At 37.1% G+C, this 25,239-nt stretch carries 23 protein-coding genes; 2 read left to right on the top strand and 21 right to left on the bottom strand.

Annotated features, from left to right (window positions below):
• Position 1: 1 nt before the first annotated feature.
• The 16 genes from BW986_RS10095 to BW986_RS10160 form a co-directional block, all read right to left on the bottom strand.
• Positions 2–1,306 carry an MFS transporter gene (locus tag BW986_RS10095; RefSeq protein ID WP_076367526.1) on the bottom strand — a complete coding sequence of 435 codons (1,305 nt, stop codon included), beginning with the start codon at positions 1,304–1,306 and terminating at the stop codon, positions 2–4.
• A gap of 1,000 nt (positions 1,307–2,306) precedes the next feature.
• Positions 2,307–2,447: a hypothetical protein gene (locus BW986_RS30145; protein ID WP_179086022.1), complete on the bottom strand. Its 141-nt coding sequence runs from the start codon at positions 2,445–2,447 to the stop codon at positions 2,307–2,309.
• 550 nt (positions 2,448–2,997) lie between these two features.
• On the bottom strand, positions 2,998–3,897 hold the full coding sequence (locus BW986_RS10100) for a carbon-nitrogen hydrolase (protein WP_076367528.1): 900 nt from the start codon (positions 3,895–3,897) through the stop codon (positions 2,998–3,000).
• Between the two features lie 32 nt (positions 3,898–3,929).
• The gene (locus BW986_RS10105) at positions 3,930–5,555 is read right to left on the bottom strand and encodes an amidohydrolase (RefSeq protein WP_076367530.1); all 1,626 of its coding nucleotides are present in this window, start codon (positions 5,553–5,555) and stop codon (positions 3,930–3,932) included.
• Positions 5,556–5,582: 27 nt separating this feature from the next.
• Complete coding sequence (locus BW986_RS10110) at positions 5,583–6,938, bottom strand: APC family permease (RefSeq protein ID WP_076367532.1); 1,356 nt, start codon at positions 6,936–6,938, stop codon at positions 5,583–5,585.
• 283 nt (positions 6,939–7,221) lie between these two features.
• Positions 7,222–8,037 (bottom strand): carbon-nitrogen hydrolase family protein, encoded by an 816-nt coding sequence (locus BW986_RS10115; protein WP_076367534.1) that lies wholly within the window; start codon positions 8,035–8,037, stop codon positions 7,222–7,224.
• Positions 8,038–8,196: 159 nt separating this feature from the next.
• Entirely contained in the window at positions 8,197–8,337 is a 141-nt protein-coding gene (locus BW986_RS30150; RefSeq protein WP_179086041.1) for a hypothetical protein, read from the bottom strand.
• A gap of 32 nt (positions 8,338–8,369) precedes the next feature.
• A complete protein-coding gene (locus BW986_RS10120; protein ID WP_076367536.1) occupies positions 8,370–9,713 on the bottom strand; it encodes an MFS transporter in 1,344 nt (447 codons plus the stop codon).
• 366 nt (positions 9,714–10,079) lie between these two features.
• Entirely contained in the window at positions 10,080–10,847 is a 768-nt protein-coding gene (locus tag BW986_RS10125) for an IclR family transcriptional regulator (protein WP_081395565.1), read from the bottom strand.
• 91 nt (positions 10,848–10,938) lie between these two features.
• Positions 10,939–11,400, bottom strand: a complete 462-nt coding sequence (locus tag BW986_RS10130; protein ID WP_076367998.1) for a flavin reductase family protein — start codon at positions 11,398–11,400, stop codon at positions 10,939–10,941.
• On the bottom strand, positions 11,400–12,221 hold the full coding sequence (locus tag BW986_RS10135) for an FAD synthetase family protein (protein ID WP_179086042.1): 822 nt from the start codon (positions 12,219–12,221) through the stop codon (positions 11,400–11,402). The genes BW986_RS10130 and BW986_RS10135 overlap by 1 nt, the downstream gene beginning before the upstream one ends.
• 526 nt (positions 12,222–12,747) lie before the next feature.
• On the bottom strand, positions 12,748–13,464 hold the full coding sequence (locus BW986_RS29550; RefSeq protein ID WP_142244564.1) for a cupin domain-containing protein: 717 nt from the start codon (positions 13,462–13,464) through the stop codon (positions 12,748–12,750).
• A gap of 1 nt (position 13,465) precedes the next feature.
• Positions 13,466–14,143: a DUF2848 family protein gene (locus tag BW986_RS10145; RefSeq protein ID WP_260320810.1), complete on the bottom strand. Its 678-nt coding sequence runs from the start codon at positions 14,141–14,143 to the stop codon at positions 13,466–13,468.
• The gene (locus BW986_RS10150; RefSeq protein ID WP_076367540.1) at positions 14,140–14,931 is read right to left on the bottom strand and encodes a carbon-nitrogen family hydrolase; all 792 of its coding nucleotides are present in this window, start codon (positions 14,929–14,931) and stop codon (positions 14,140–14,142) included. Before BW986_RS10150 ends, BW986_RS10145 begins: the two co-directional genes overlap by 4 nt.
• Positions 14,932–14,960: 29 nt before the next feature.
• Complete coding sequence (locus BW986_RS10155; protein WP_076367542.1) at positions 14,961–16,427, bottom strand: 4-hydroxyphenylacetate 3-hydroxylase family protein; 1,467 nt, start codon at positions 16,425–16,427, stop codon at positions 14,961–14,963.
• Positions 16,428–16,995: 568 nt separating this feature from the next.
• The gene (locus BW986_RS10160) at positions 16,996–17,667 is read right to left on the bottom strand and encodes a GntR family transcriptional regulator (RefSeq protein WP_076367544.1); all 672 of its coding nucleotides are present in this window, start codon (positions 17,665–17,667) and stop codon (positions 16,996–16,998) included.
• A gap of 732 nt (positions 17,668–18,399) precedes the next feature.
• Between BW986_RS10160 and BW986_RS10165 the strand changes: the two genes are divergently transcribed.
• Entirely contained in the window at positions 18,400–19,857 is a 1,458-nt protein-coding gene (locus BW986_RS10165; RefSeq protein WP_076367546.1) for a S8 family serine peptidase, read from the top strand.
• Between the two features lie 118 nt (positions 19,858–19,975).
• Here BW986_RS10165 and BW986_RS31095 read toward each other — a convergent pair whose 3' ends face one another.
• Together BW986_RS31095 and BW986_RS31100 are read right to left on the bottom strand one after the other, a co-directional pair.
• The gene (locus BW986_RS31095) at positions 19,976–20,230 is read right to left on the bottom strand and encodes a hypothetical protein (protein ID WP_311316539.1); all 255 of its coding nucleotides are present in this window, start codon (positions 20,228–20,230) and stop codon (positions 19,976–19,978) included.
• Positions 20,231–20,252: 22 nt separating this feature from the next.
• Complete coding sequence (locus tag BW986_RS31100) at positions 20,253–20,465, bottom strand: DinB family protein (protein WP_311316540.1); 213 nt, start codon at positions 20,463–20,465, stop codon at positions 20,253–20,255.
• A 589-nt stretch (positions 20,466–21,054) separates the two neighbouring features.
• On the opposite strand from BW986_RS31100, the gene BW986_RS10175 reads away from it, so the two are divergent.
• Positions 21,055–21,564 (top strand): DoxX family protein, encoded by a 510-nt coding sequence (locus tag BW986_RS10175; protein WP_076367548.1) that lies wholly within the window; start codon positions 21,055–21,057, stop codon positions 21,562–21,564.
• Positions 21,565–21,777: 213 nt separating this feature from the next.
• On the opposite strand, the gene BW986_RS10180 is transcribed toward BW986_RS10175, so the two are convergent.
• From BW986_RS10180 to BW986_RS10190, 3 genes are all read right to left on the bottom strand, one after another.
• Positions 21,778–23,541: a GMC family oxidoreductase gene (locus tag BW986_RS10180; RefSeq protein ID WP_076367550.1), complete on the bottom strand. Its 1,764-nt coding sequence runs from the start codon at positions 23,539–23,541 to the stop codon at positions 21,778–21,780.
• Between the two features lie 432 nt (positions 23,542–23,973).
• A complete protein-coding gene (locus BW986_RS10185) occupies positions 23,974–24,708 on the bottom strand; it encodes a polysaccharide deacetylase family protein (RefSeq protein WP_076367552.1) in 735 nt (244 codons plus the stop codon).
• A 252-nt stretch (positions 24,709–24,960) separates the two neighbouring features.
• Complete coding sequence (locus BW986_RS10190; protein ID WP_076367554.1) at positions 24,961–25,161, bottom strand: cyclase; 201 nt, start codon at positions 25,159–25,161, stop codon at positions 24,961–24,963.
• Positions 25,162–25,239 lie beyond the last annotated feature (78 nt).

Genomic DNA, 25,239 nt, shown 5'->3' on the forward strand with positions numbered 1-25,239 from the left:
ATTAAGCTTCTACTATTGTTTCTGAATTCAATGAATTTTCTTTTTCGGTATTATTGCCAATCGTAAGGGCAATAATTGCTGCTACAATAATTGCTGCAATCATTAATATGAAAGATGAATTGTAAGAACCACCGCTGCTTTCAATCATATATCCCATTAAAAACGGGGCGATAAATCCTGCAATTGATCCGAAACAGTTAACAGTAGATGAGCCTGCAGCCATTATTTTCGCAGGAAGTGTGTCAACAACCAGACCCCAGAATGCTCCTTGAGCTAAGAACATGAAGAATGCTGCAACACATTGATACGTAATGACCATTGCAGTGGAAGAAGCTTGAAGCATTAATAATAATGCTAAACCACCAATTACAGCATTAGGGATAAACACCCATTTTCTTTTTCCTTTTACTTTATCTGACAAGTACCCACCAAGAACAATTGAAACTGTACCAACTAGATACGGTAAGGCACTGAAAATACCAGTATCCATTAAAGAAAGTCCTCTAACATTTATCAGATAAGATGGAAGCCAAGAAGTAAAGCCCCAGAAAGTAATATCAAAGAAGAACCAAATAAGCGCCATTTGCCATAAAATAGGTTTTCTTAAAAGTTCCTTAAAGGAAACTCCAGATTTCTTTTCTTCTTTCAAATTTTCTGCCTCACTGTCTTCTTCTAATTCTGCAAGCTCTTCTTTCGTCATTTTAGGATGATCTTTCGGATTATCTTTGAATTTAAACCAGATATACAGACCGATTATAGTGCCCGGAATACCCATTACGATAAACACTGTACGCCATCCAAATGCCGCAATGATTGCTGCCGCAGCAATAGCAGCAAGAGCCGGTCCTAACGTATTAACTGTTGACTGAATTCCTGTGGCCGTCCCGCGTTGCTTACTAGGAAAGTAATTAGCTATTCCTTTGTATGCAGCACCTGGTAAACATGCCTCACCTAAACCGAATACGAATCGAATAATTAACATAAGTGGATAAGAAAAAATTAAACCAGTCAATGATGTGAAAATTGACCACCATACAATCGCAATGCTCATCACACGACGAAAGCCAAATTTATCTGATAACATCCCGCCCGGTATTTGGAAAAGTGCATAACCTGCAAAGAAAATACTTAACAGTAACCCTTGAGCTGTCGCAGTTAGATTTAGATCTTCACCAATAAAAGGCAATGCAATAGTGATAACCATTCGATCAAGGAAAGAAAACAGCCAACATAACCATAATACAAATAAGACAGTATAACGAACTTTCCATTTAAATTTCTTATTCATCTGAAGTTGTTTGTTCATTAATCAAAAACCTCCTGAATGATTTCATTTATATGCTAAATACGCTGGACATTACCCACTGATCACTTTCATACAAGCGCTTACAATTCCACCATCCAAAAAAATAAATCATTAGCATATTTACATCGACATAACTTTTATTTGTGCTGTTAAGCTGATTTCATAGATATTATTTTCCGTCAGATTTTTCTATAGTTCGATTTCGATGAAGCGCTTTCAAATTATCTCTCACCCCTTCATAAATAGATTTGAATAATGTTAAAACTGAAGATGTAATCCATGGCCATTGTTTCTTAATAAGCAACATCGTTTCTTTTTATTTCCGAAAAATTTTATATAAAAAGAATTATTGGCTATGTCGTTATACATAGCAATCATTGTGCTGATTTTTGTTGTTTTAAGGTAGATAGGCAAGAATGCGTCGTTTTAAAAAACACTATAGTAACTGGTTCTCATTTGACTATGACTGGATGATTGGATGATATAAATAGAGGAGATATTTTTTGCTTTTAAATAAGGAATCGTTAAATTTTACCAATCCCCGTAGACTTTCTTTCCTATATAGATTCTCTTCAGTCCTTCCTTATTGTTTTTGTTGCTTATTAAGAAACGAAGTTTCACCATAATTCCAATATTATCTTATTTATAATATTCTTACCTGAAATGAATTCTAACATGTGCACGGATTCATTTCAAGAAAATTCTGAATTTTATATTCTTACCCTCTAAAGTTTAATATACAGCTTTTTTCCTTCACTAGTCATGTAATAGTAATTGATATTTTATTGTTTTGATTTACATGAAAATTGCCGGTTATCCAAAAAGATTGCTCTTGCTACCTATCATTTTCGTCAGTCAAGTTATCCTACTAATTAAAAATGGCCTCTTAAAACACATGACAAAACCCCACCTGTTCCCAATGGCAACTGGTGGGGTTTCTAACTGGCTTCTACATCTACATCAACCGGGAGGTCCATCTTGTGCAATCACGTCCTTTCATTTAAACGGCTAATTTACTGTATTCATCCAACTGATCTTTGGTTAAACTTTTGATGAAGTGGTCGAAGTTTATCGACTCGATTTCATACCTTTCACAAATCTTTACATAACTTTCATAGGCTTTATCCTGAATGTTCATCATCTTGACTCCTCCTTCTGTTATATAACAATAAATTTAACTTATTAATAATATATAACAACTGTAATTTCCCGTCAATGTATTTTTCTGAAAATTCGGTAAGATTTTCATTATCTTAGTATTTCCCACATTGTTCTTCGCTAACCGTCATATAAAGAAAAAGCCGCCTTAGCGACAGCTCCGATCAAAAGCTGTTTCACCCGTTATTTCCATAAAGCAGGATATAGAATGCCTGTTACATTAACGACCAATTGAATAACGTAAAAAACCAACTCTCCATTTAGGAAAATTGGTTTTTACCATTTCAACGATAGATTACCTAAGCAATGCAGTCAGTACTTATTTGTAACTGCTACAAGCACACCAGTGTTTTTAGTTCTACCACTAATAACTCCACCTAAAATTTAGCACTCCCAAGGAAGACTCCACAGGCGCGGCGCCTAGAAGGCTCCCGGACCGCCCGCGGAAAGCGAGTGCCAAGAGTGAAAAATAATGTCATTATTAGGTTTGGATACAGTCTGAGCATGTACTCTGGCCTGCTATTCCTTATAAATTAACTGAACAGCGCTTTATTCGCTCCCTTTTTTGAAGGAGATGGGGATGGAAGTATTTCTTTTTGTAATATAGGGCCGTATGTATCGACACGTCGGTCTCTAAAGAATTGCAGAATTTTTCTAGTCTTTTCTATCTCTTTTAAATCAATTTCCTGCACAATAATTCCTTCTTCATCGTCAAGTGAAGCTAAGATATTCCCTAATGTATCGCTAATGAATGAACCACCGTAAAAATTCATGTCCTTTTCCTGGCCCACTCGATTTGTCGCAGCAACAAATACACCATTAGAAATGCCATGAGCGGAAATTGCCTTTTCCCAGGATGATCTTGTTGATATCTCGGGATGATCTGGCTCTGAACCAATAGCGGAAGGATAGAATAATATCTCTGCACCTTGTAAGCTCAAAATTCGGGCAACTTCTGGAAACCACTCGTCCCAACAAATCCCGACTCCTATTTTTCCATAAGCCGTTTCATAGACAGGATACCCAGTATTGCCTGGAACGAAATAATATTTTTCATGATACTGGGGACCATCCGGAATATGATTTTTTCTTGTAATCCCTAAACATTCTCCATCAGCATCAAATACAGCTGCACTATTGAAATATATGCCAGCACCCGCTCTTTCGTAAAAAGGGACAATCAAGACAATTGCCAATTCCTTTGCTAATTCACCCATTTCGGCTAATGTACCGCTATCTACATCTTCAGCTAAATCATAATTTTCCACATTGACCGTTTGCGGAAAATATTGCGAAGAAAATAGTTCCTGTAAGCAAACGATTTGTGCACCTTTATTTACTGTTTCTTTTATTTTCTCTATCGTTTTTTGAATATTTTGCTCAATGAATTCTCCGCAATGAATTTGAATAAGGCCGACTTTTACTTTTGACATTTTTCACTACCTGCCTTTTTATATTTTTTTATTTATACAGTTTGGACGACCTGGTTTTCATATACGATCTTTCCATCCATGATCGTCATCATCACTTCTGTTTCAAGAATTCCCTCTGTTGATATGCTAAATAAATTTTTATTTAATACTGCGATATCCGCTATCTTCCCGGCTTCCAATGTGCCTAATTCCTTTTCCCTAAAGGACCCGAATGCCGGTGTAGCCGTGTAGTATTTTAACGCTTGTGCCAATGTTACTCCTTCTGACTCTTTCCACGCTTTCCCGGTTAAATCTTTTCTGGTGATTGCCTGATAAATACCCATCATGGGATTTAAGGGCACTACAGGAAAATCTGTACCAAAGGCAATTTTAGCACCAGTATCCACTAGTGTTTTGATAGGATAATAAAGAGGTTGTTGTTTCTCACTGATTCTGGCTGTATATGCCTCACTTTCCATTAATTCAATGTGTTTAGGTTGAAAGGAGGCGATTACATCCAATTCCTTAAAGCGATGAACATCATCCGGATGCAATACCTCCACATGCTCAATTACATGTCTAGCATCTCTTTTTCCATTTACGTTTCTCGCCTCTTCAAATGCATCCAATGCTAAACGGACTGCACCGTTACCAATAGCATGGAAACGAATTTGGAAATTTTCCTTATCTGCCTTTTTTACTAATTGTTTAATTGTTTCAGCTGGATAAGTGGTTCCGCCTTTTGTATCTGGACGGTCTTTGTAATGATCCAATAAAAAAGCAGTATGACTTGTAACAACACCATCAATAAATTGTTTTAATCCAGAAAAGGTGAGCTTGTCTGACTGATAATTTGTTTGTAATTCCTTTGCGTCAGCTAAATCCATTTTTAACTCCGGCGAAAAGTGGATCCTGGTTGTAAGTAACCCTTCTCTCTCAAATTCCTTAAAAATTTCAAGATCGTCTAATGGATTTGGTGCAATTTTAGCTCCGTATAAATCATTAACGGATGTGATTCCCAATCTTTTTGTTTCATTAAGGAAACCTTGGAATAGGCTTACCCGTTTATCTTTCGGTAATTTGTATGCATGTTCTGATGCATACCCAATTGCCTGTTCAAATAGAAGGCCTGTCAGTTCCCCATTTTCATCTTTTCCAATTTCTCCATATTCCGGATCTGGGGTATCCTTCGTTAATTGAATCATTTCCATCGCTTTACTATTAATCCATGCGTAATGCACTTCTGCATTGAATAATAAAACAGGGCGATCACTAATGTATTTATCTAGTGTTGTTCTATGTGGCAGCACTTTGTTCTTCCAATTGGTATGATCCCAACCGACACCGAATATCCAGTCATCATTTGGTCTCGTTTCTGCAAATTCACCTACTATTTTGGCTGCATCCTCTTCTGAAGCTGCATCAAATAATTTGGCACTGTCCTTCTGTAAAATGCTTCCCATCATAATGTGCATATGAAAATCATGAAATCCAGGAATGATTAGTCCGTCTTCCATGTCATACACTTTTGTTTGATTTCCAAGGAATGACATTATATCTTCTTTAGAACCGATTTTAATAATTTTATTTTCTTTAATGGCTATAGCTGCTTTTATTGGCTCTTCTTGTAACCCAGTGAAAACATGTTGACCAGAAAGAACGATGTCTGCCTTTACCATATTTATCCTCCTTAATGAAAATAGCTTTTATGCTTGAATTTCTTTTTCGATCGCACTATCAATAGAAAGCTCTGGTGGCCGCTTACTAAACATTTTCGTATTAGAAAGGAGCATGATGAAACCAATTCCAAACCAGCCTAGTCCGAGTAAAAGTGCCTTTGAATCAAGGCTGGTCCATAACCAAATTGTGAAACCAGTACCAATCAGCGGCAATATTAGGTACTTTAGTGTATTAATTCCGTTTCGCTGTTTTTCTTTAATGAAATAATGGGAAATAACCGAAAGATTAACAAATGTAAAAGCAACGAGCGCTCCAAAGTTAATAAAGGATGATGCTGTCACTAAATCAATAAATAACGCAGATAAAGCAAAAATGCCCACTAAGATGATGTTGTGTGTTGGAGTTTGAAATTTTGGATGAATATGACCGAAAATTCTCTTTGGAAGAACTCCATCCCTCCCCATCGCATACAAAAGTCGCGAAACACTTGCATGAGCTGATAAACCAGACGCCAGCCCCCCGGTAATATAACCTGCCAGAAAAATAGATTGAAATAAATTACCCCCGATGTACATAGCAATTTCCAAGGAAGCGGAATCTGGATCTTTAAAGGCTTGGAAATTTGGGTATACAAGGTGACTGATGTATGAGATGGTGACAAACAGACCTCCTCCTATTAATGCAACGAGGAAAATAGCCTTTGGTATTATTTTTTTAGGATTGATGGTTTCCTCTGAAAATGTAGTAACAGCATCAAATCCTAAAAAAGATAAACATAAAATGGAAGATCCCGCTAATACTAAAGATAGTGGTATATCCCCATTCACGAATGGAGAACTCATGAATAATGTTCCTGAACCCATTCCGTTAAGTAACCCTTTAATTGAGAGGAATGTAAATATAACTATTATCAAGAATTGACAGGCAACTAATAAAAGATTGATTTTTGTTGCTATTTTCACCCCAATTATATTTACAATGGTGATTAAAATGACAAAGGCGATTAACCAGACGGAAAAAGGAACGGAAGGAAAATATGCGGTTAAGTAAATGGCGATCAGTAATCCATTGATCATTGGCAAAAATAAATAGTCCAATAGGATAACCCAGCCCACTAGGAATCCAAGGTGCGGATTAAAGGCCTTTTGTGTGAATGTATATGCAGAACCGGCAACAGGGTAGGCCTTAACCATTTGACCATAACTATAGGCTGTAAATAACATACCAACCAAAGCCATGATATAAGCAGCAGGCACCATCCCTTTCGTTATTTCCGCAACAACCCCATAAGTAGAAAAAACTGTTGTGGGTGCCATATAAGCCAATCCAAATAGCACTAAAGGAAACACTGTTAACGAACGTCTTAATTTTGCATTCTCCATGTATCACTCCACCCTTATTCGTGATTAATTAACTAATATGCAAATACCATACCAAGTGGGGATTAATGGCATTTTCCCAACATTTTAAATATACAGACAATTGAATAAATTAATAAGTTATGCAAACTTACATTAATTATTTAAGATTGCATAATGAGTCCTTAGCCGAAGAGTTGTCTCACCGCGTATTCCGGTTGATCGAATAAGGTTCGAAATAAGCTTTGAGCCGTAATCGCGACAGAGTTCCATTTCAATTCATGCCCCAAAGACAAGGCGGTTGAATCTATTGAATTGTAATTTCCCGAATTCCCTTTTCAATTTCCTTTGAAGGTATATTACATAGCACCCTGCGCTCTTTCAGATAGTGATATTGTTGTCTACTCTCCTGAACAAGCGACAAGTCTATCGATGCTGATAATACTTCTTCTTCACGTCCAGCTTCAGCAATTACCCTTCCATATGGATCAACAACAACGCTCTCTCCACAAAACGCAGTTTCCTCTAGCTGTCCAACTCGATTTGCCATCGCGACAAACATTTGATTCTCTTGTGCTCTGGCCTTAATGGCAAGGCGGTGTACCGGACCATCCCAATTTCCATCTGTCAACACCAATAGTTCTGTTCCCATACTGGCAACTGCACGTGCTGTTTCTGGAAATTCTATATCGTAGCAAATGAGCAGTCCGATGTTTGTTCCTTGCCAGCTGCAGCTCCGATAATAATTTCCGGCTTTAACGGCTGAAGATTCGCCAGCCCACAAATGGGTTTTACGATAAGAGAGCAATAATCCTGTCGGTCCAACCAGAACAGTTGTGTTATATAGGTTTTCTCCCTCCTTTTCGTATAAACCAACAACAATTGAGGCATTAGATTTCTTCGCTTGACGTTCTATATGTTTAACAATTGGTCCATTTAATGGCTCGGCTAATGTACGGCAAACCTCCGGTGAAAGAAATCCCGTGATAAATGTCTCAGGAAACACAATGAGGTCATGAGAATGACCATATTTATCAACGACATCATCTAAACGAGAAAGATTTTTCTCAATTCTCCCTTCTTCACAACTGAGTTGTGCCAAAGCGATATTTACCTTTTCCATAATAAAAGCCTCCGTATATTCGATGATTAAAAAACTCACCGAAATAATTATTGTGCCAATATTGAAAAATCAAATAAGATAAAAGGTTTTCCGCCATAATATACGCTTGGGCATGGCTGTCTATAAATCGAGATAAAAGCCTTTTCCCTTTCAAATCTATCACTTTGGTGTCAGTCCCTTTGTAAGCTGCAGCATCCTCGCCACTACCAACGTAAAGAAACTCGTCTTCCCTAACCCAAACGGTTCAGCCAACTTCGACAACTGTGTAAACGCTGCCATTTTTAAAGATAAATCGGCCATTTGAATCGAGTCCCTCTTAGAAAGGCAATCCATTACCCGATTATTTGATTTTCTTTATCCTTTTCGTCCATCGTCCTATTTTCAGAGAAAGGAATACTTTTACTTTGACTATTGCGGACAAATAATACTGAGATAAGGGATGCGATACAAAGAAATACTAAAAAGAATGCTAGTGGAATCCAAGAATTATTGTAAGCGCCAACTAATATAGTCGCAATCATTGGAGCAGTTCCACCAAATAATGCAGAGCCTGTTTGATAACCAAGTGTTATTCCTGTATAGCCAACATTCGTACTAAACATTTCAGTAAACATTGTACCAATAGTCGCCGCAATTGGGGGCCATAGAATTCCTAAGCCTACTATTGAAATAACGTATAACCAAGTGGTAGATTGTAAGGAAAATAAATAAAAGTATGGAAAGGCAAAAAGAGTTATTCCGATTGTACCAATAAGAAAAACAAGTTTACGGCCAATTTTATCAGATAACATTCCCATGAACGGCATGCAAATCGCTGTAACAATTGTTGCTACAGTAACTACATTTAACGCTGTAGTCCTTGAAAAACCTATTGTTTCCGTAGCATACGATATGAAAAATGTGGAAAATAAGTAGAATGGTCCCACCTCAACACATTTTGCACCTAAAGAAATTAATACCGCTTTCCAATGATATCGTAATGTCTCAAAGAGTGGGATCTTTACGACATTTCCTTTTTCTTTCTCTTCCTTGAATGCCGTAGTTTCCTCAATCCCTTTTCGTATCCAAATACCGATAACAACCAAAATTGCACTTAGGATAAATGGAACTCTCCATCCCCATGAAAGGAATTGGGATTCAGGAAGTAAACTCATTAATGAAATAGAGAATGTTCCAAGTAACATCCCAAGAGGGATTCCCATTGCAGGAAAACTTCCAAAAAAGCCACGTCTTTCTTTAGGTGCAGATTCAACCGCTAAGAGGATTGCCCCTCCCCATTCTCCACCAAGTCCGATACCTTGAACGAGACGAAAAAAAACAAGAAGGATCGGTGCCCAAAGCCCTATCATGTTATATGTTGGCAGGAGTCCAATACATACTGTAGAAATTCCCATTAATAAAAGTGAAAGCACGAGAGTATTTTTCCTGCCAAACTTGTCTCCCAAATGACTAAAAACTAGCCCTCCAAGGGGTCGTATAAAAAATGTAATTCCAAATGATGCATAAGCAAGCAATAAACTTATAAACGGATCGTCATTAGGAAAATACAATTTATTAAATACAAGTGCAGCAACGGTTCCATAAAGAAAGAAATCATAAAATTCAATAGTACTGCCAAGTAAACTCGCAAATAATATCTTTTTTGATTTCTTGTCCAGTTTCTTTTTTCCACTCAATTTAACACACCTCCGAATTAGTTACATATCTGGATGCGGTTTCTTAGATGTTGGAGAATTATCAAGATGGCCTGCTGATAATTCCTCCCATTTTCCTTAATAGACGGTAAAAGGTGCAACATCATTAAAAACGAACTGGCTTACTCCCCCGATAAAGAGCGTCTGATCCTTACCTCTAGTATTGCTTCTCATCCGTAATCATCTTGAACATGCAGTTAATGAGCTTTTAATTCCATAGGTATTATGTATAATGTATTGTGTATACACAATACATTATAGAAATACCTTCAAAAAGACAAAAATCGTTCTGGTGAAAAAGCTTAAAGACAATCGCAATTTGTTCCCAACCGTGGACATATTAATATATCAGCCTAAGCAAAGATGTTTATCGGTATAACCAACATTCCTTGAAATCTCGAGTGCTGCACTCTTAACCTTTTCAACCAATGGAGGCAACAACTCCTTTTGGTAATTCACCTCAAGACCTGCAACACTAATGCCCGCTATGATATAACCTTTGTAATCAATAATAGGCGCCGCTACCGCAGATATATAATTTTCAAGTTCCGAGTGACTGACCGTAAATCCCGTTTTTTGAGACTCTTCTAAAAGAATACGAAGTCTCTCTTTATCTGTAATCGTTCCAGATGCGACTGACTTCAGTTCGGTTTGCTCTAAATATTGTTCCTGCTCATACTGTGGCTGAAAAGCGAGAATGACACGTGAACACGCTCCGGCATAAAGCGGCATTCTCCGGCCGATTGCCGTATAATGCCTTACATGCTGTTTTTTATCCAGCTTTTCGATGCAGATTGCCTCTTTGCCGTCTTGAACGATGAGATTAACAGCTTCCCCTACCTTATCATGAAGTTTTTGCATAGTCGGCAAAGCTACTTTTCGAATATCGAACCGTTCAGCTACTAAATTGCCAAACTGAAGAAATAAAAGGCCAAGTGAATACTTTCCATCTCTATCTTTATCGAGAAGACCCATCTCTTCAAGTGACATTACCATTCGAAAAACAGATGTTTTCGGTATCCCTGAAAAATGTACGATTTCATTCAGACTTAGCTTTGAATGAGTCAAGAAAAGAGTAAGGATATCCATTGATCTGACGACTGTCTTATTTTGCATGAGTTTCCCCTCCTTAACCACAACAAAAGCGCTTTTTAGAAAGCTCATACAACTTTAACCATCAAACTTAAATAATCATCCTGCCATAAGTTTAGCTGAGTATTTTGCCGTATTTCCCTTCATAGAAGGCTAGTGGTGCCCCTTCGTTAATGACGAGTTCAGTTACTTCTCCAATAAAGAGTATATGGTCCCCAGCTATTTGTTTACTATGGACCTTACATACGATGTTTGCTAAAGCATTTTTTATTACTGGCAGTTCATTTATCCAGCCAAATTCAATCTGACGGTCTTCTTTAATCTGTCCCGCAAAATGCATGGATAACTCTTTTTGATCATCAGACAATATATTTACAGCAAATTTTCCAGACTCATTAATTTTATCCAGCATTTTAGCTTTTTCGCCTATGGATATTAAGACCAATCTTGGATTAAGGGAAACTGACATAAATGCATTCGCCGTCATACCATGTGCTTCATCTTCTAAAAGTGTTGTGATCACTGTTACTCCTGTAGCAAATTTCCCCATTGCATTTCTAAAATTTCTATCATCCATCATTTTATAACCTCCTCAAAATTTGAACTCCACTGAGACTTTGACTCAAAAGGCATCTGTTTTAAAAATTTAACTGTCACTTCTTCCACTACACCTCCCTTCAGCATTTCTATAATTTGACCGCTTATTTCATCATTTTTCCTGCTGGACCCATATCTTTTAAATAACCCATGACAGGTTCTGTTCCAGGTTTTGATTTCTACACTATATACACCTGGTGCTGGCAGGATATACTTATTTTCGGTATGGAACTCCATATTTTTCTTTTTCTCGTGTTTATGTCTATTTGAACTATAAACGACCCCTTTAATTTCAAAATGATGTCCCATATAGTAAGGAACAAGGTGGACATCCCCATCCCTTACTATTTTTCTAATTAAAGTTGAACTTATTTTTTCGTCATTATGTACCTGTTTTGAAATGACGGTTACATCAAAGGGGTTATTTTTGCTCACTTTTTGCAAATAATCAGCAGTCCCCTGGGCTTTATTACCAAAGGTAAAATCAAATCCTACCACTAAGTGTTTAACTTGAAGACCTAAAACATATTGATCAATAAAATCAGATGGCAAAAGGGAAGCAAATGATAAATTAAACTTTATGACAAAGAGTTTATCCACTCCAATAGCAGCCATTCTTTCAATCTTTAAAGCTAGAGGAGTTAAATATCTCAAATCTTTCTCCAATTTGATTACTTCATTTGGATGTGGATCGAAGGTCATCGCCGTGAATTTAAGATTGTTCTTTTCGGCTATTTTCTTGGTTTGCATTAACAGTGATTGATGACCTAAATGAACACCGTCAAAAAAACCTAATGCCATTACATGAGGCTCCATTGGAAATATGGACCCCTTTAGTGGATGTGTTAAATGGAAAACTTCCAACTTGCTTCACCTTCTTCGTCATCAAGATAATAATTTTTGTCAAAGGGGGAAAAATTGTGTTGTCGATTTTATTTAATATAATAACGGAACTCAAAAGCCTTGCATCCGTTTGGTAACCAAGGACCAAGTTTCGTTTCTGGTGGACGGGTATCACCCATTCATGTGATTAATTTACCAAGTCAATAATTTAACTTTCCAATAATCCCGAATGTGCACTCATTGTTTAACGATTAAAGGTTTCTGTGTAATGAATGGTGTATACATAATTTGATACACAGAAAATTCAGACACTTACTCCCCGAGCTAATCCAATTATCAATTTGAGCAATCAGCACTTGGTTCCTAAGTAAGGATGTATCGGAGATAAAAGGCTCCTCGTTGTTTGATGTCACGAGAAGCCATTTGATAGATTACCATATTCGTATAGGAATGCAGGAGCTAATTCGTTTCAAAACATACCTGTTTATTGTTCCTTGGAGTAGTAACGGACCTCGAAAATCTTACAGCCATCTGGTGATTTCCATGGTCCATGCTCCATCCCAGGAGGTCGACAAGCAACCATTCCTGCCGTAAATTCCTCATTTAGACGTAAATCGATTAAAGATCCTTCAATAATATATAATTCTTCCCAAAAATCATGGACTTGCACTCCATTAGGAGAAGTATCTGTCCCTGGACCGTTCTGAAGAATTCTTGTAGCGACTCCTGTAGTAGGGTCAGAAGCAATGATTCTTTCAGAAAGGCTCTTAACCTTACTAAAAGGCTGCGCTTCAAAAGTGTTATGATCGACAAATTCATGTTCTTCTTTTTTCTGATCTGCATAATAGCGAACTTCGAAAATCCTGCAACCATTAGGTGATTTCCATGGTCCATGTTCCATCCCGGGAGGACGGCAAGCAACCATTCCTGCCGTAAATTCCTCATTTAGACGTAAATCAATTAAGGATCCTTCAATAATATATAATTCTTCCCAAAAATCATGAACTTGCACTCCATCTGGGGATGTATCAGTACCTGCCTCTAGTTCAAGAATGCGAGTTGCTACATTAGTATCTGGAATCTGCGCAATAATTCGTTGGGATGCACCTTCTACAGTTTTTGAAGGAACAGCCTCATAGGTTTTATACTCAACAAATTCAATTTCTGGTTTTCTATCAATCTCTATTTTTGATTTTTCCATGTCAAACTACCTCCGCATCCGTTAAAATATGAACCTGATAATTCAATTGAATTTTGTTACCTGTTAAACGATCATATAATTCTGCCGAAAATGCTTCCCCATAAATAAATTCACCATTTTTAATCGGTAATGTTCCGCAAAACACAATCATATCCTCACTATCATATCCACGTTCCTCGATAATTTCGAGCAATTCTTCAGGATGCAGGAATTCTCCTAGCTTGCCTGTCTGGTACTCTTTTTTCACTCCATCAACAATCATCCAGCTTCTCATTTCAATGTCATCCCATCGATCTTTTACGTCATCCAAGGACCAAAATTGTGTTGAAATGGGCTTGCTGCATACTTGTTTGGATTTCTGAATAGACACTTTTTCAAGCCCGCGGTCAGTGTGATCACTACCTAGCCCTAAATACCATTTCCCTCCAATTTTCATGATGACCACTTCCGCTTCTCCGCTGCTGCTTTCTTGAATAACTGAAATTGACTTATTTGTCGTAATAAGATTTGTTGAAAGATCGTAAATCATCGGAACTTGTGGAGGAGCTGGAACTCCGATCTCCTTCAATTCATCAATATGTTTTTTTACAGATTCCTGGTCTTTTCCCGTATAGCCGGCAATAAGTAATCGTTTAGGATCTGCGACAATATTTCTTCCACAAACATTAATATTTATCAACTGAATTCCTCCTGTCCATCTAAAACTCGGTGCTTCAAATTAGGGAATACATCACGAATTTTAGTAACCTGAGATGGATCAATCTCTGTTTTTACAATCGTTTCTTCATCTCCTCCAGCAGCCACAACAATCCCCCATGGATCAACCACTTGACTATGACCAGCTAAAAGGACGTCATTAGTATGACCAACACAATTACTCGAAATCAAGAAACACTGGTTTTCCAATGCTCGGACTGAATTGAATAACTTCCAATGCTCCAGCCTTCTATGTGGCCAAGCAGATGTAACAAGAAGTAATTCTGCTCCTAAATTCACTTCTGCACGATACAATTCAGGAAATCGCAAATCATAGCAAGTTGATAAGCCTACTTTCCCGAATTCCGTATCCACTACAGTTGTTTCATTTCCTCTCGTCAATATTTGACCTTCTTTTGAACCATAACGAAATAAATGCATTTTTCGATAGGTTCCTATAAGTGTCCCATCAGGAGAAAATAGCACACTAGTGTTGTAGTATTTTCCATTATTTTTTTCTATAAAACTGCCTGCAAATATATATGAATGAACTTCTTTTGCCTTTGAGGAGAAACGTTGTACAAAATTCCCATTCAATTCTTCCGATTCGTCCATATAACGATCAAAAGAAAAGTACCCCGTTGCCCACGTTTCTGGTAAAACTATTAAATCTTGTCCTTTTAATCCGTCAATCATGGACTCCACGCGATCTATGCGGGCACTTTTGGATTCACTATCTTTAATCTCCAATTGTATTGATGCAATTTTCATTTCTTCAACCATCCTTTTATTTATATTTCTTATATTAGTTCTTTCACCTGAGTGGGAAGAGAATAGCTTTCTAAAAATTTATCCACCATTTGAACCGGCTCATCATAGCCGTAATTCCTAAATGAAAAGCCTTTCGTGACGAAAGGTGCACCATTATAGAACAATTCATACTGTTGATGCCTGCCTCCGAATTCTGAACCAATAATATCCCACACTAACTTAAATAATTTAACTTTCTCCTCAGCCCCAACTCCCGTAGAACGTATATATTGATACATATCATCTTTCGTTTCAGGATTGATGAGTTCTTTATATGAAGATGGTAATTGTAAAACACCTCCACCGCATAACTCCCTTAAAATTTTAATGGTGGAAGCATAAATAGTTTCCTGTTGACCCACTACTCCATAAAGAAAACGTGGATTCGGTCGTGCCACACCATTTTTGTCAATCGTACAATTATATTCAGAAGCTAAAAGATTACCTTCCACAGAAGCCGCAATAGAAGCAAGTTCCCCTAACTTCTCTTGGACTGAAGGGATTTTATCAATTCCATTCATCGCAGAAACTTTTCGAGCGGCACCAATCAAAAATTTCAATTTATTGCTAAATCTTATTTGCGCTTGATTATTGCCTAATATATGAGCTGGTGTTTCATGGAACTGAGCTCTCACGATGTCAATATTTTTGTAAACAAAAATATCTTTCCAAGGAATAAATACATCGTCAAAAACAACTAATGAATCACTTTCATCAAAACGAGAAGATAATGGGTAATCAAATGTGCTTGGTGATTTTTCAGCATAACCAGGCCTTGCATAAAATTTTAATCCTTTTGCATGAATCGGCAGTACAAAAGACAGGGCATAATCTTCATCACCAGGTCTGAGCGGTGTAAGGCAGCTTACAAATAAGTAATCTGATACTGCTGATGCAGTACCGAGCATTTGAGAACCCCGAACAATAATTCCATCCTCTCTTTCTTCGTACACTCCAACTGGGAGAAATTTATCTTCCTGCTCATGAGCTGCTTTACTTCGATCAATTTGTGGCGGAATAATAACGTATGTTACATATAGATCCCCATCTCGAACATGTTTATAGAAATTCAAAACATTATTCCCATAACCTTCTCCACCACGATCAAACACTTCGGGTGAACTGGCAAAGGCAGCCAAAAAGCTGGCGACATGATCAGGGCTTCTTCCGACAAATCCACAAGTTGCTTCAGACCATTTAGAAATCGCCAATCTTCTCTCTTTAAGTTCTTCCCGACTCCTTGGAATCATATAAATTTTATTTGCCAGTGTACCGTCCTCAGTTTTGTATGTCATATTCTGAGATTCATCTGATGCTAAATCGTATAAGCCTGCAATGGTATCTATAATTCCTGTAAAAGCTGGATGGGTCGTCACATCCTGTACTCGTTCCCCATTTATGTAGATCGCTCTATCATCTTTCAATGTCTGTAAATATTCTTTACCTGTTCTAACCATACCTGATTCCTCCTATATGTTTGAATAAGTACATGTTTTAAAAACAAGAAACAATTTAACAGCGAACCTTAATTGTATTATGTGTTGTGTATTATGTATTGTGTATACATTAAAGGTTTGCATTTCCGATCATATAATTAAGGTAAACACATACTATTGAATTTCATGTTCATATCCTTTACTCTTCTACCTATGAACATTAACAGCTTGTTCTTTTACTTCTTGATGGGTGCTAACTTAAGCGTTTTAATGAATTGTGATTTGCGCACCATAAAACAAAATGTGACAGGTAAACGCTTTCAATTCCAATAAACTATAGACTTACCTCTGACTGATCTCTCATTGTTTCAACAATAAGACTATTTATAGCAAAACTCAGGAAAAGGCATTCGAAAGAATTTTCCCAAGGCTTTTGCTATAAACGTGACAAAAGACTTGGTTTGACCTTGCAGTATATCTTCTATTTCATAGGCTGAAGTTGATTCTAAACCCTTATTTTTTGTCCCTAGAGATGTAGTAACCTACCTTTTACCAGGAGCAATCCCCCCTTCAAGCATTTGATGGAAAATCAGGAATTATCAACAATAATTAATGTTTCTTTTGTTTTTTCTAAATGATTTAAAATCGCCTGTGAAGCTAGTTCGGGATTTTTTTCTTCTAAAGCCTGGATAATCTGATTATGTTCCATCAAAACTTTCTTCATTCTCCCATGTTTACTGACTGCTTTTAAACCCATAAGCTGAGTAAGGTTATGCAGATTGTTCAAGACTTGCTCTATTATGGTGAAATTTGCTAGTCTTGTCAGCGAGAGATGAAACTCATGGTCTAGCCTTATGAAACTAATGGCATCATCATTTTGCAATGCCTCTTCTTGTTGCTTCAGAATTAATTTAAGTAACCTCAGTTGTTCAGGTGATGTAATTTCTTTTGTTAGTTTTTTCACCGATTCAACTTCAATAGCACTTCTTAGTAAAAAGATTTCATCCTGTTCCTCTGGTGTAATCTTTCTTACCGTTAATCCCTTCCTCGGAATAGAGACTAGTAATCCTTCCTTCACCAAATCTTGAATAGCTGCCCTTACCGGCGTTCTTGAAGTATTTAACCTTTCCGCTAATTGAACTTCTGTAAATATTTCATCACCGGTAATACCACCAAATAAAATCGCTTGTTTAATTTGCTTATATACTTTATCTTGCGTTGTTTTTTCCTTTTCGATTGGTTTTAAATGGATTCCTGCCATGTTAATCCGTCCTTTTTGATGAGTCTTTTCAATATGAATAATGGGAATCTATATGATTGGTAAAACTTAATATGTGTTATGTATACATAATACATAAAACTCAAAACATAAGTCAATCATATTTTTTATATTTTTCTGAATTTTTAAATCCAACCTATATCAAGAATCATACTTTAAAAAGCCGCCAATTGACGGCCATCAATGGCACTAACTCACGGTTCTAAAGTTTGATTAATTAATACAAATAACCTTGATAAATAAATAGAAAGAGCATGCTTTGAAAAAGATTGATCAAAACATGCTCTTAACATATTCAATTGAATGATACTTTTATATAAAAGAAGTTTGATCATTTTCCATACTTCTTATAAACTTACGCATCCGTTACTTTAATTAGAAATTTAATTAGCTTTTCTTGGTCTCCTTAAAAAATAAAAAACCTACAACACCTAAAATACATCTATACCTCCGGAAACAAAACTGATATTTCTATCCCCTAACATGACCTGTATCCCCTATTCAAAAATACATTTCCCTATCTATATACAAGATAAAGGTCTCAACCGATAGTTTGATTCTAAAAGTCTTAATGAACTACTCTGCCCCGATAGTACAATAAGAAAAGAGCTGCCAATTTCAATAATATGAGATTTATTAGGAAAACTTGGAATTTAAGTTGTTGTATATTAAGATAGTATATGATGAATATTTTCCATATATAGGAGGAGACTTATGAAAAAGAAAATTCTAAATACGGTACTTTCGATTGCAGTAGGAGCAGGGATATTGTCCGTTGGTGGTGTTCCTACCCAAGCTAAGAGTCAAAATCAGGAGATGAACAATACATACGCAATAGCATTTAAAAGTGGATTACCAGAGAATTATCAAGAGGTAATACGGAAGGCTGGTGGTAAAGTAACCAAAGTTCTTCCTGAAGTTGGTGGAATAGAAGCACAATCTGACGAGCCTGCTTTTCTTAAAAACCTAAAAGGTAATTCTTCAATAGAAGCTGCTAACAGAGAAATCCCCCTAACCATAGACAAAACAGCAGTCAGCCCTTACAACTATGAGTCTAGTATCATCAGCCAGCAAAATTCAGAGAGTTATTGGGACTCCCAATGGGATATTCAAAGGGTGACCAACGGCGGGAAATCATATGATTTAGAAACAGGCGGATATAAAAATAAAGATGGTAGTATTACTCATAAAGCAGTGGTGGGAGTTATTGATACTGGAATTGATGAGTCTCATCCTGACTTAAAAAATAATATAATAGGTGGACGTAATCTTGTTCCTGCTGGAATGGATGAATCTGAAACAGGTGATCCTACTGATATAAAAGATCGCAATGGGCACGGTACTCACGTTGCTGGGATCATTGGTGCAAATGGTAAAGTAAACGGTGTAGGACCAGATCTAGGAATCCGATCCTATCGAGTATTATACTCAGAGCAAGCCCTTGGATTACCAGCTTGGATTATAGATGGAATTATTGCAGCAACAAATGACAAGGTAGATGTTATTAATATGTCTCTTCGTTTCTATAATAATACCAAAATGACAATTGAGGGAGAAAGTTATAAATCAGTCGCTGAAACGTTACTTTGGAAGAGAGCTATTCAATATGCAGTAAAGAATGGAGTAACTGTAGTAGCCGGTAGTGGTAATGAAAGTTTAAATTTAGATGACAAGAAGGAAGTAAACGAATTTTTAAATAAACTGTACGAACCATATGGAATGAGCGTGAAAGGGCCTGCAACTGTAGTACCAGCACAAATGCCAGGAGTCATTAATGTGTCTGCCTCCACAAAATGGTCAACTCAACAGCTTGCTTTCTACTCCAATTATGGAAACAGTGCCATTGACGTGGCAGCTCCTGGAGGGGATTATGGGCCTAAATATGCAGAAACCAATGACCCTGCGGCGGCTGATCCAAGTAACTTAATCCTAAGTACTTGGCCTACCTATTTAGGTACTTCATATGAGTTTAATGCTGGTACTTCCATGGCCGCTCCTCAAGTAGCTGGAATTGCAGGAGTTATTAAGGCAGCTAATCCGGAGTATAATCCTGCCCAGGTAACAGCACGTATTAAGCAAACAGCTCTTGACCATGGAAAGAAAGGACAAGATGCTTTGTTTGGTTCAGGAGAAGCAAATGCTTATAGAGCATTAGAAAATATAAAGAAGTAGCTTATGCTTCTATATAAGATGAAATATTAAAAGTACATGAAAAGGAAATCATCTTATCAAAATAAATATGGAGACTGCTGATTCGGTGAGTGGCCTCCATATTTAACTCTTGCACCCGTTAGTTCCATAAATTTAACAGACAATTGCTCTGCCGATACGCTTCCCTCACCCTCTCAATCTGGGCAAGGTTTCCTCGAACATGCTCAACACGAAATTCCAGCAATTGCTTAAATGTGCACCGCTTTGCATCGTCATATACTCCCACCCGCCCGCTTTGTTCATTTGTCAGATGGTCCAGAATAGGCTGCATACTGGAACGCAGCAATTGGAACAAGAGCAAATACTGTTCACGGTCCAACAGATCATACCCCAAGCCATTCGCCCATCCGTCTTGGTTAAGCGAAAGCAGAAGTGGCTCCTGCTCTGCCAAGACTTTTTTTCAGTCGATGTAGAGACAAGACCTCAGCATCCGTCACATGGATGAGAATGTGATGGATGCTCCACTTGTCCGGTGCGTGCTTGAAACGAAGCTCCTCCTCCGCTAATCCTTCGATTGCTTTCCGAATCATTGCGTATCCACGACCATACTCTTCAATCAACGCTTCCATTTTTGTCCCACCTTTTTTTATTCAACTAATCTGCCCCAAAAGTTCTATAAGAAAAAAATTCTAGTATTTATTTCGGTTTATCATGTTTATAACCGGTTAAACTTTTCTGATTGGATGTTGTCAGGCGATGATTCCTACTATTGCTGTACTATTTCTAAAATGTTTTCTATATTTTTAGCTGTAGTAACAAAGGAATAATTTTATAAAACAAAAAACCTTCTTATAAGTACTATCGTCTATATATCTAGGGAAGGTAGTGTGAACTGTTTTGGAGGAGTTTGTATTGAAATGGTCTATGAAAGGTGACATCCTTACTGGATGAAATTATGTCCCTTTATGGCCAGGATATTCTTTACCATAAAAAACCATATTCATTCTTCAACTACCCTGCCCTTCTAGCTCCATAAGAAAAGAGCTGTTTTAAAGACAGCTCTGATCTTCTTTGTAATCTATAGTGTGATCTATATTAATCAAATTGTATTAAAAGAAGATTATTTATATAACATTTACATAATTGATAATGAAAATCGTTTTCAATTGTGTTATTATATCTCCTAGTCATTATTTTTTAATTATAGGGAGGAAAAGTATGTTTATTGATCTTTTAAGGCTTAACAAAAATGTCTCCATTCTTTTGGCTGTGTTACGTGTGTATCTCGGATATACGTGGGTTATGGCTGGCTGGGGGAAGTTAACTGGCGGACAATTTGATGCTTCTGGTTTCTTACAGGGTGCGTTGGCAAATTCGACTGGAGAGCATCCGGCTGTTCAGGGATGGTGGGTTGTATTTCTTGAAAATGTAGCCATTCCTAATGTCGAGATATTCAATGCGTTAGTACCTTGGGGAGAATTCCTCGTCGGGATAGGTTTATTGGTGGGTTGTTTCACTAAAACAGCTGTCTTTTTTGGTCTGGTTATGAACTTCTCTTATTTGTTTAGTGGCACGACAAGTACCAATCCACAACTTGTTCTATTATCCATGTTTATCCTTGTTTCTGCTATGAATGCAGGAAGGTATGGGGTAGATGGTATAATTATACCTACTCTTAAAGAAAAACTATTTGCTAACAGAACAAGAGAGGTAAAAAATGCAGCTTAACAAAGAGTAGAGTATTAAAAAAAGAGGTCGGGATCAGTATCCCGACCTCTTTTTTGCCGATAATGGTGATTATGTTTTTCACTTTTAACTTGCATTAGAAAACCAAGCTTTTTGGAGTAACAGGATCCCCTTATCTATTTTTTCTTCTAAAATACCTACAATAAACCTATCATAACTAAATACGAACGCACCCGTTAGTTGAAGATTGGAGTTTTAATCCTCTGATTCACTTTCTTCGAAATCCTCAAAGTCTTCATCATCCAACACATAAGGATGTGGATTGGTTTGAATAAGTCGTACGGCATTTAAACCGATCATCTGAGCAGGGATGGATGTATTGCCGTCTGGCAAAATAGGCGAAATGGATAGATCGGCCACCTTAAGATTAGTTGTACCAAATACATCCAGTTGTCCATTGACAACTCCATCTTGAATGCTCTTCGCCATTTTGCATTGTCCTCCGAAGTGAGTAAAAAGGGAATACGAAGATCTGACAAAACCAGCCAATTTAGCCCGCTTTTCATTCTCATCCGGAATTTGGAATACGCTTTCATCAGGAAAGACTGCCTGATATATGCCTCCCGGATCGAGTTGGCGTGCTCTAACGATCATGTTATAAGTCTCAATATATTGATCGACCATGAAATTTAGGTCATCTGGATTTGCCAACGGGTTTAAATCAATGGTTGGATATGCCTCTGGGTCGCTGTGGGAAACCATGACAGTGCCTCGGCTTCTTGGATTTACATCTACAATTCCGATACTCATAATATTACTAGGATTTTCCGGGTTAAAATCCCAACCATTTATCGCAACTTCCTGACCAGGTACAAAGACCGGCAGTGGAAGGCCTAATAATTGAATGCGCCGGCCGCCTATAGGGTTATTAACTTTTTTAAACGCTCCAAATGCTCCTGGCTGATTAGGATCAGTTGCCAATACCTGAAGAAGTCTTCCTGTTTCCACTCTAATCCCCATACCGACAGAATAGTGAGTTTGGAAGTTGTATCCGACATGAGGGCTTTCTATTAGGGTCGATATGCCGGCTTTAGCTAAATCTTCAGACTTGCCAATACCTGAGCGTTGAAGTATGACGGAGGAAAATTGGCCTGAAGAGACAATGATACCTTTCCGTGCGTACATTACGCGTGAAACACCGTCCTTAACATATTCAACCCCGATGGCAACCATTTGCCCTTTCTTTTTCTTAAATAAGATTTTGTTCACCGTTGTTTTGGCAAAAATGGTCAACTTTCTCTTGCCAACCCCAAATTCATCAGGTTGGAATTCATTTCCTTGAGTGACAATTTGGTCGTTTAAATACCCGGTTGCTGTCGAGGAGCGAACCAATTTTCCATTTTCCAACTTTTGAGTAAATTGGCCTTTAAGGGTTATGACATCTCTTATCCCTGTATTGTAATCCTCCTCAATTGGGATATTAAAGACTTCTGAAGTGGCTTGTGCTAAAGTTTGGATTAATCCTTGATCAGGAATGTTTTGTTGTCTAATAAAAATAGGGCCGTTACGCCCGCGTTCTTGAGGGCTTTGTGTCAATCCTGTATAGGTTTCATTTTCAATAAATAAGGAGCGAATACTATCGTAATTCCATACATTATTGTCAACTAATTTTGCCCATGCATCATAAAGATCACGACTGCCACGTACGGCCAACATTTGATTATGTTCAGAACTTCCACCAATGGCACGACCACTTGCTGTTATCAACTGACGACCAATCGTTTGCTCAATTATAGTAGCGACATTAAATGAATGTCTATTATCACTAGCATTTAAAATGGAAATTAAAAGATTAGGACTGCTTAATTCCTCCGTCATGTTTGTTCCTGCTTCAAGCACTAGTACACTAGTGTGACGATTGTCTGTTAGTTTTTTTGCTATAATTCCTCCTGCTGTTCCGGCACCAATCACGATATAGTCAAAAATGTTTTTTTTGTGCTCTTTCTTTTTATGTCCCATTAATTTTCTACCTACTTTCTTTTTAAATATTGACCTCCTTAATATATCAAGATATGTAGACAGACTCTTTTTTGTATAGGTAGCTTTTCCGGATTACTAAAAAAATAGAAGATATACAATTTTAATACGATTTTCCTATAAAGTTCTATGCCACAATCTGGCCAATTGTTGAATAAAGGTCAAAGAGCACTCTTCAACTATCCTGCGCCGTCTGTTTAAGTAGAAACCTTCACAATCTCAATAGAGTAGGACCTTTTGAGAAGCATTCAAAGTACCTCTAATTTTAGGCTTTTTAATGTCTCTTAAGTCTTGTTTCAAAAATGCTTATCGTTGTAAATGCGCATTTTCCTGACTCTCCCCTTATAAGCACTATTTAGCACTTTTCCCTTGGTTCTAAAAAGAAAAAGCGATTACCTGATATAGGCACCGCCTTCATTCTTTGTCAACTATCTTTGCAAAGTCATCAAGAGTAGTTGAATACTTGATATAAATTCGTGGTAAAAGATAAAGTTCGTCTTTAATGCCCTTCTCAGAAAATAGTTCAGGAGTTGTCGTAAGTCCAAACAAATAATATTTCTTCGTTTCTGTTACGACTTTGTCATTGAAATTTCCGTATGGATACGCAAGAGCATTAACTGGTTTGCCTGTTATTTTTTGAATGTTATCTTTTGACCCTTTCAGTTCATATTCATAATTTTCTATTTTCGTCAAATCAGGATGTGTAGCAGTATGGGACTGGATTGAGATCATACCCGAATCAGCCATCATTTTTATATCCGATTTCGATAATCGGTTTGAGCGGCCGATAAAGTCAGAAATAACAAAAATGGTGCCACTTGGTTTAAAATGTTCGTTTTTAAGTCTTTGAAAGATAGCAAATGCATTCAGATTGTTTTTGTATCCGTCATCAAAGGTAATGAAAATGGGTTTGTTTACTTTATTAATGTCATGCCACCGATCAAAAGTTAATAATGTGTAGCCATGGTCTCTTAAATAAATCATTTGTTCCTCGAAATTCTTGGGGGTTACATATAGCTCCTTAGAACCCTGCCCAGTAAACTCGTCAATCGAATGGTAAATTAAAATAGGCACTTTTCGTTGAGCAAAAACTTGTGATGAAAGATTTAAGATAAGAAGACATAGGAAAAACATTGCAACCTTTTTCATAAAACTCCTCGCTTTTTATTCTTTTCAATTTATTGTGCCTCAAAAGCATAGTTCTATTATGATTTTTCCCATACGGTTCATTTTCTGAATAACCTATACTTTTTTTAAATAATGCACCATTGTTTAATGTTGCCTTGAAGACAGCTCCGATCTTAAGCGAACGCATCCGTTATTTTAACAAATACCACATATTTTACAGCTTAATTTGTTTAGTTTTTTATATTATTCAAACTTCTAATCAACAGTTTTTCGTTAATGCTTTTCATTAATTATTTTTTTGTTGAGTATCCTAACTTCCCCAACCATTAGCAACCTCATATCCTCTACGATATACTTCGCTAACTCTTCATCAGTAATGTCATCTCCATCAATATCAAGACGAAAATCCTGTCCCTGTAATCCACCGCCATTAGTAAACTCGATTTCATAGTCGAATTGAACTCTTTTGTCCATTTTAAATACACCTTATAGTTGTTTTGAGTTATATATATTCCAGTTGAATGAAACAATAACCTTCTTGAGCATCCTGCC

It is taken from the genome of Peribacillus simplex, assembly GCF_900156045.1.
Taxonomy (GTDB): domain Bacteria; phylum Bacillota; class Bacilli; order Bacillales; family DSM-1321; genus Peribacillus; species Peribacillus simplex_D.

What these genes read in the sequence shown, in the direction of transcription:
- BW986_RS10095 (WP_076367526.1), bottom strand. Translation starts at nt 1,306, where the DNA reads ATGAACAAACAACTTCAGATGAATAAGAAATTTAAATGGAAAGTTCGT.
- BW986_RS30145 (WP_179086022.1), bottom strand. Translation starts at nt 2,447, where the DNA reads ATGATGAACATTCAGGATAAAGCCTATGAAAGTTATGTAAAGATTTGT.
- BW986_RS10100 (WP_076367528.1), bottom strand. Translation starts at nt 3,897, where the DNA reads ATGTCAAAAGTAAAAGTCGGCCTTATTCAAATTCATTGCGGAGAATTC.
- BW986_RS10105 (WP_076367530.1), bottom strand. Translation starts at nt 5,555, where the DNA reads ATGGTAAAGGCAGACATCGTTCTTTCTGGTCAACATGTTTTCACTGGG.
- BW986_RS10110 (WP_076367532.1), bottom strand. Translation starts at nt 6,938, where the DNA reads ATGGAGAATGCAAAATTAAGACGTTCGTTAACAGTGTTTCCTTTAGTG.
- BW986_RS10115 (WP_076367534.1), bottom strand. Translation starts at nt 8,037, where the DNA reads ATGGAAAAGGTAAATATCGCTTTGGCACAACTCAGTTGTGAAGAAGGG.
- BW986_RS30150 (WP_179086041.1), bottom strand. Translation starts at nt 8,337, where the DNA reads ATGGCCGATTTATCTTTAAAAATGGCAGCGTTTACACAGTTGTCGAAG.
- BW986_RS10125 (WP_081395565.1), bottom strand. Translation starts at nt 10,847, where the DNA reads ATGCAAAATAAGACAGTCGTCAGATCAATGGATATCCTTACTCTTTTC.
- BW986_RS10130 (WP_076367998.1), bottom strand. Translation starts at nt 11,400, where the DNA reads ATGGATGATAGAAATTTTAGAAATGCAATGGGGAAATTTGCTACAGGA.
- BW986_RS10135 (WP_179086042.1), bottom strand. Translation starts at nt 12,221, where the DNA reads ATGGCATTAGGTTTTTTTGACGGTGTTCATTTAGGTCATCAATCACTG.
- BW986_RS29550 (WP_142244564.1), bottom strand. Translation starts at nt 13,464, where the DNA reads ATGGAAAAATCAAAAATAGAGATTGATAGAAAACCAGAAATTGAATTT.
- BW986_RS10150 (WP_076367540.1), bottom strand. Translation starts at nt 14,931, where the DNA reads ATGAAAATTGCATCAATACAATTGGAGATTAAAGATAGTGAATCCAAA.
- BW986_RS10155 (WP_076367542.1), bottom strand. Translation starts at nt 16,427, where the DNA reads ATGGTTAGAACAGGTAAAGAATATTTACAGACATTGAAAGATGATAGA.
- BW986_RS10160 (WP_076367544.1), bottom strand. Translation starts at nt 17,667, where the DNA reads ATGGCAGGAATCCATTTAAAACCAATCGAAAAGGAAAAAACAACGCAA.
- BW986_RS10165 (WP_076367546.1), top strand. Translation starts at nt 18,400, where the DNA reads ATGAAAAAGAAAATTCTAAATACGGTACTTTCGATTGCAGTAGGAGCA.
- BW986_RS31100 (WP_311316540.1), bottom strand. Translation starts at nt 20,465, where the DNA reads ATGGAAGCGTTGATTGAAGAGTATGGTCGTGGATACGCAATGATTCGG.
- BW986_RS10175 (WP_076367548.1), top strand. Translation starts at nt 21,055, where the DNA reads ATGTTTATTGATCTTTTAAGGCTTAACAAAAATGTCTCCATTCTTTTG.
- BW986_RS10180 (WP_076367550.1), bottom strand. Translation starts at nt 23,541, where the DNA reads ATGGGACATAAAAAGAAAGAGCACAAAAAAAACATTTTTGACTATATC.
- BW986_RS10185 (WP_076367552.1), bottom strand. Translation starts at nt 24,708, where the DNA reads ATGAAAAAGGTTGCAATGTTTTTCCTATGTCTTCTTATCTTAAATCTT.
- BW986_RS10190 (WP_076367554.1), bottom strand. Translation starts at nt 25,161, where the DNA reads ATGGACAAAAGAGTTCAATTCGACTATGAAATCGAGTTTACTAATGGC.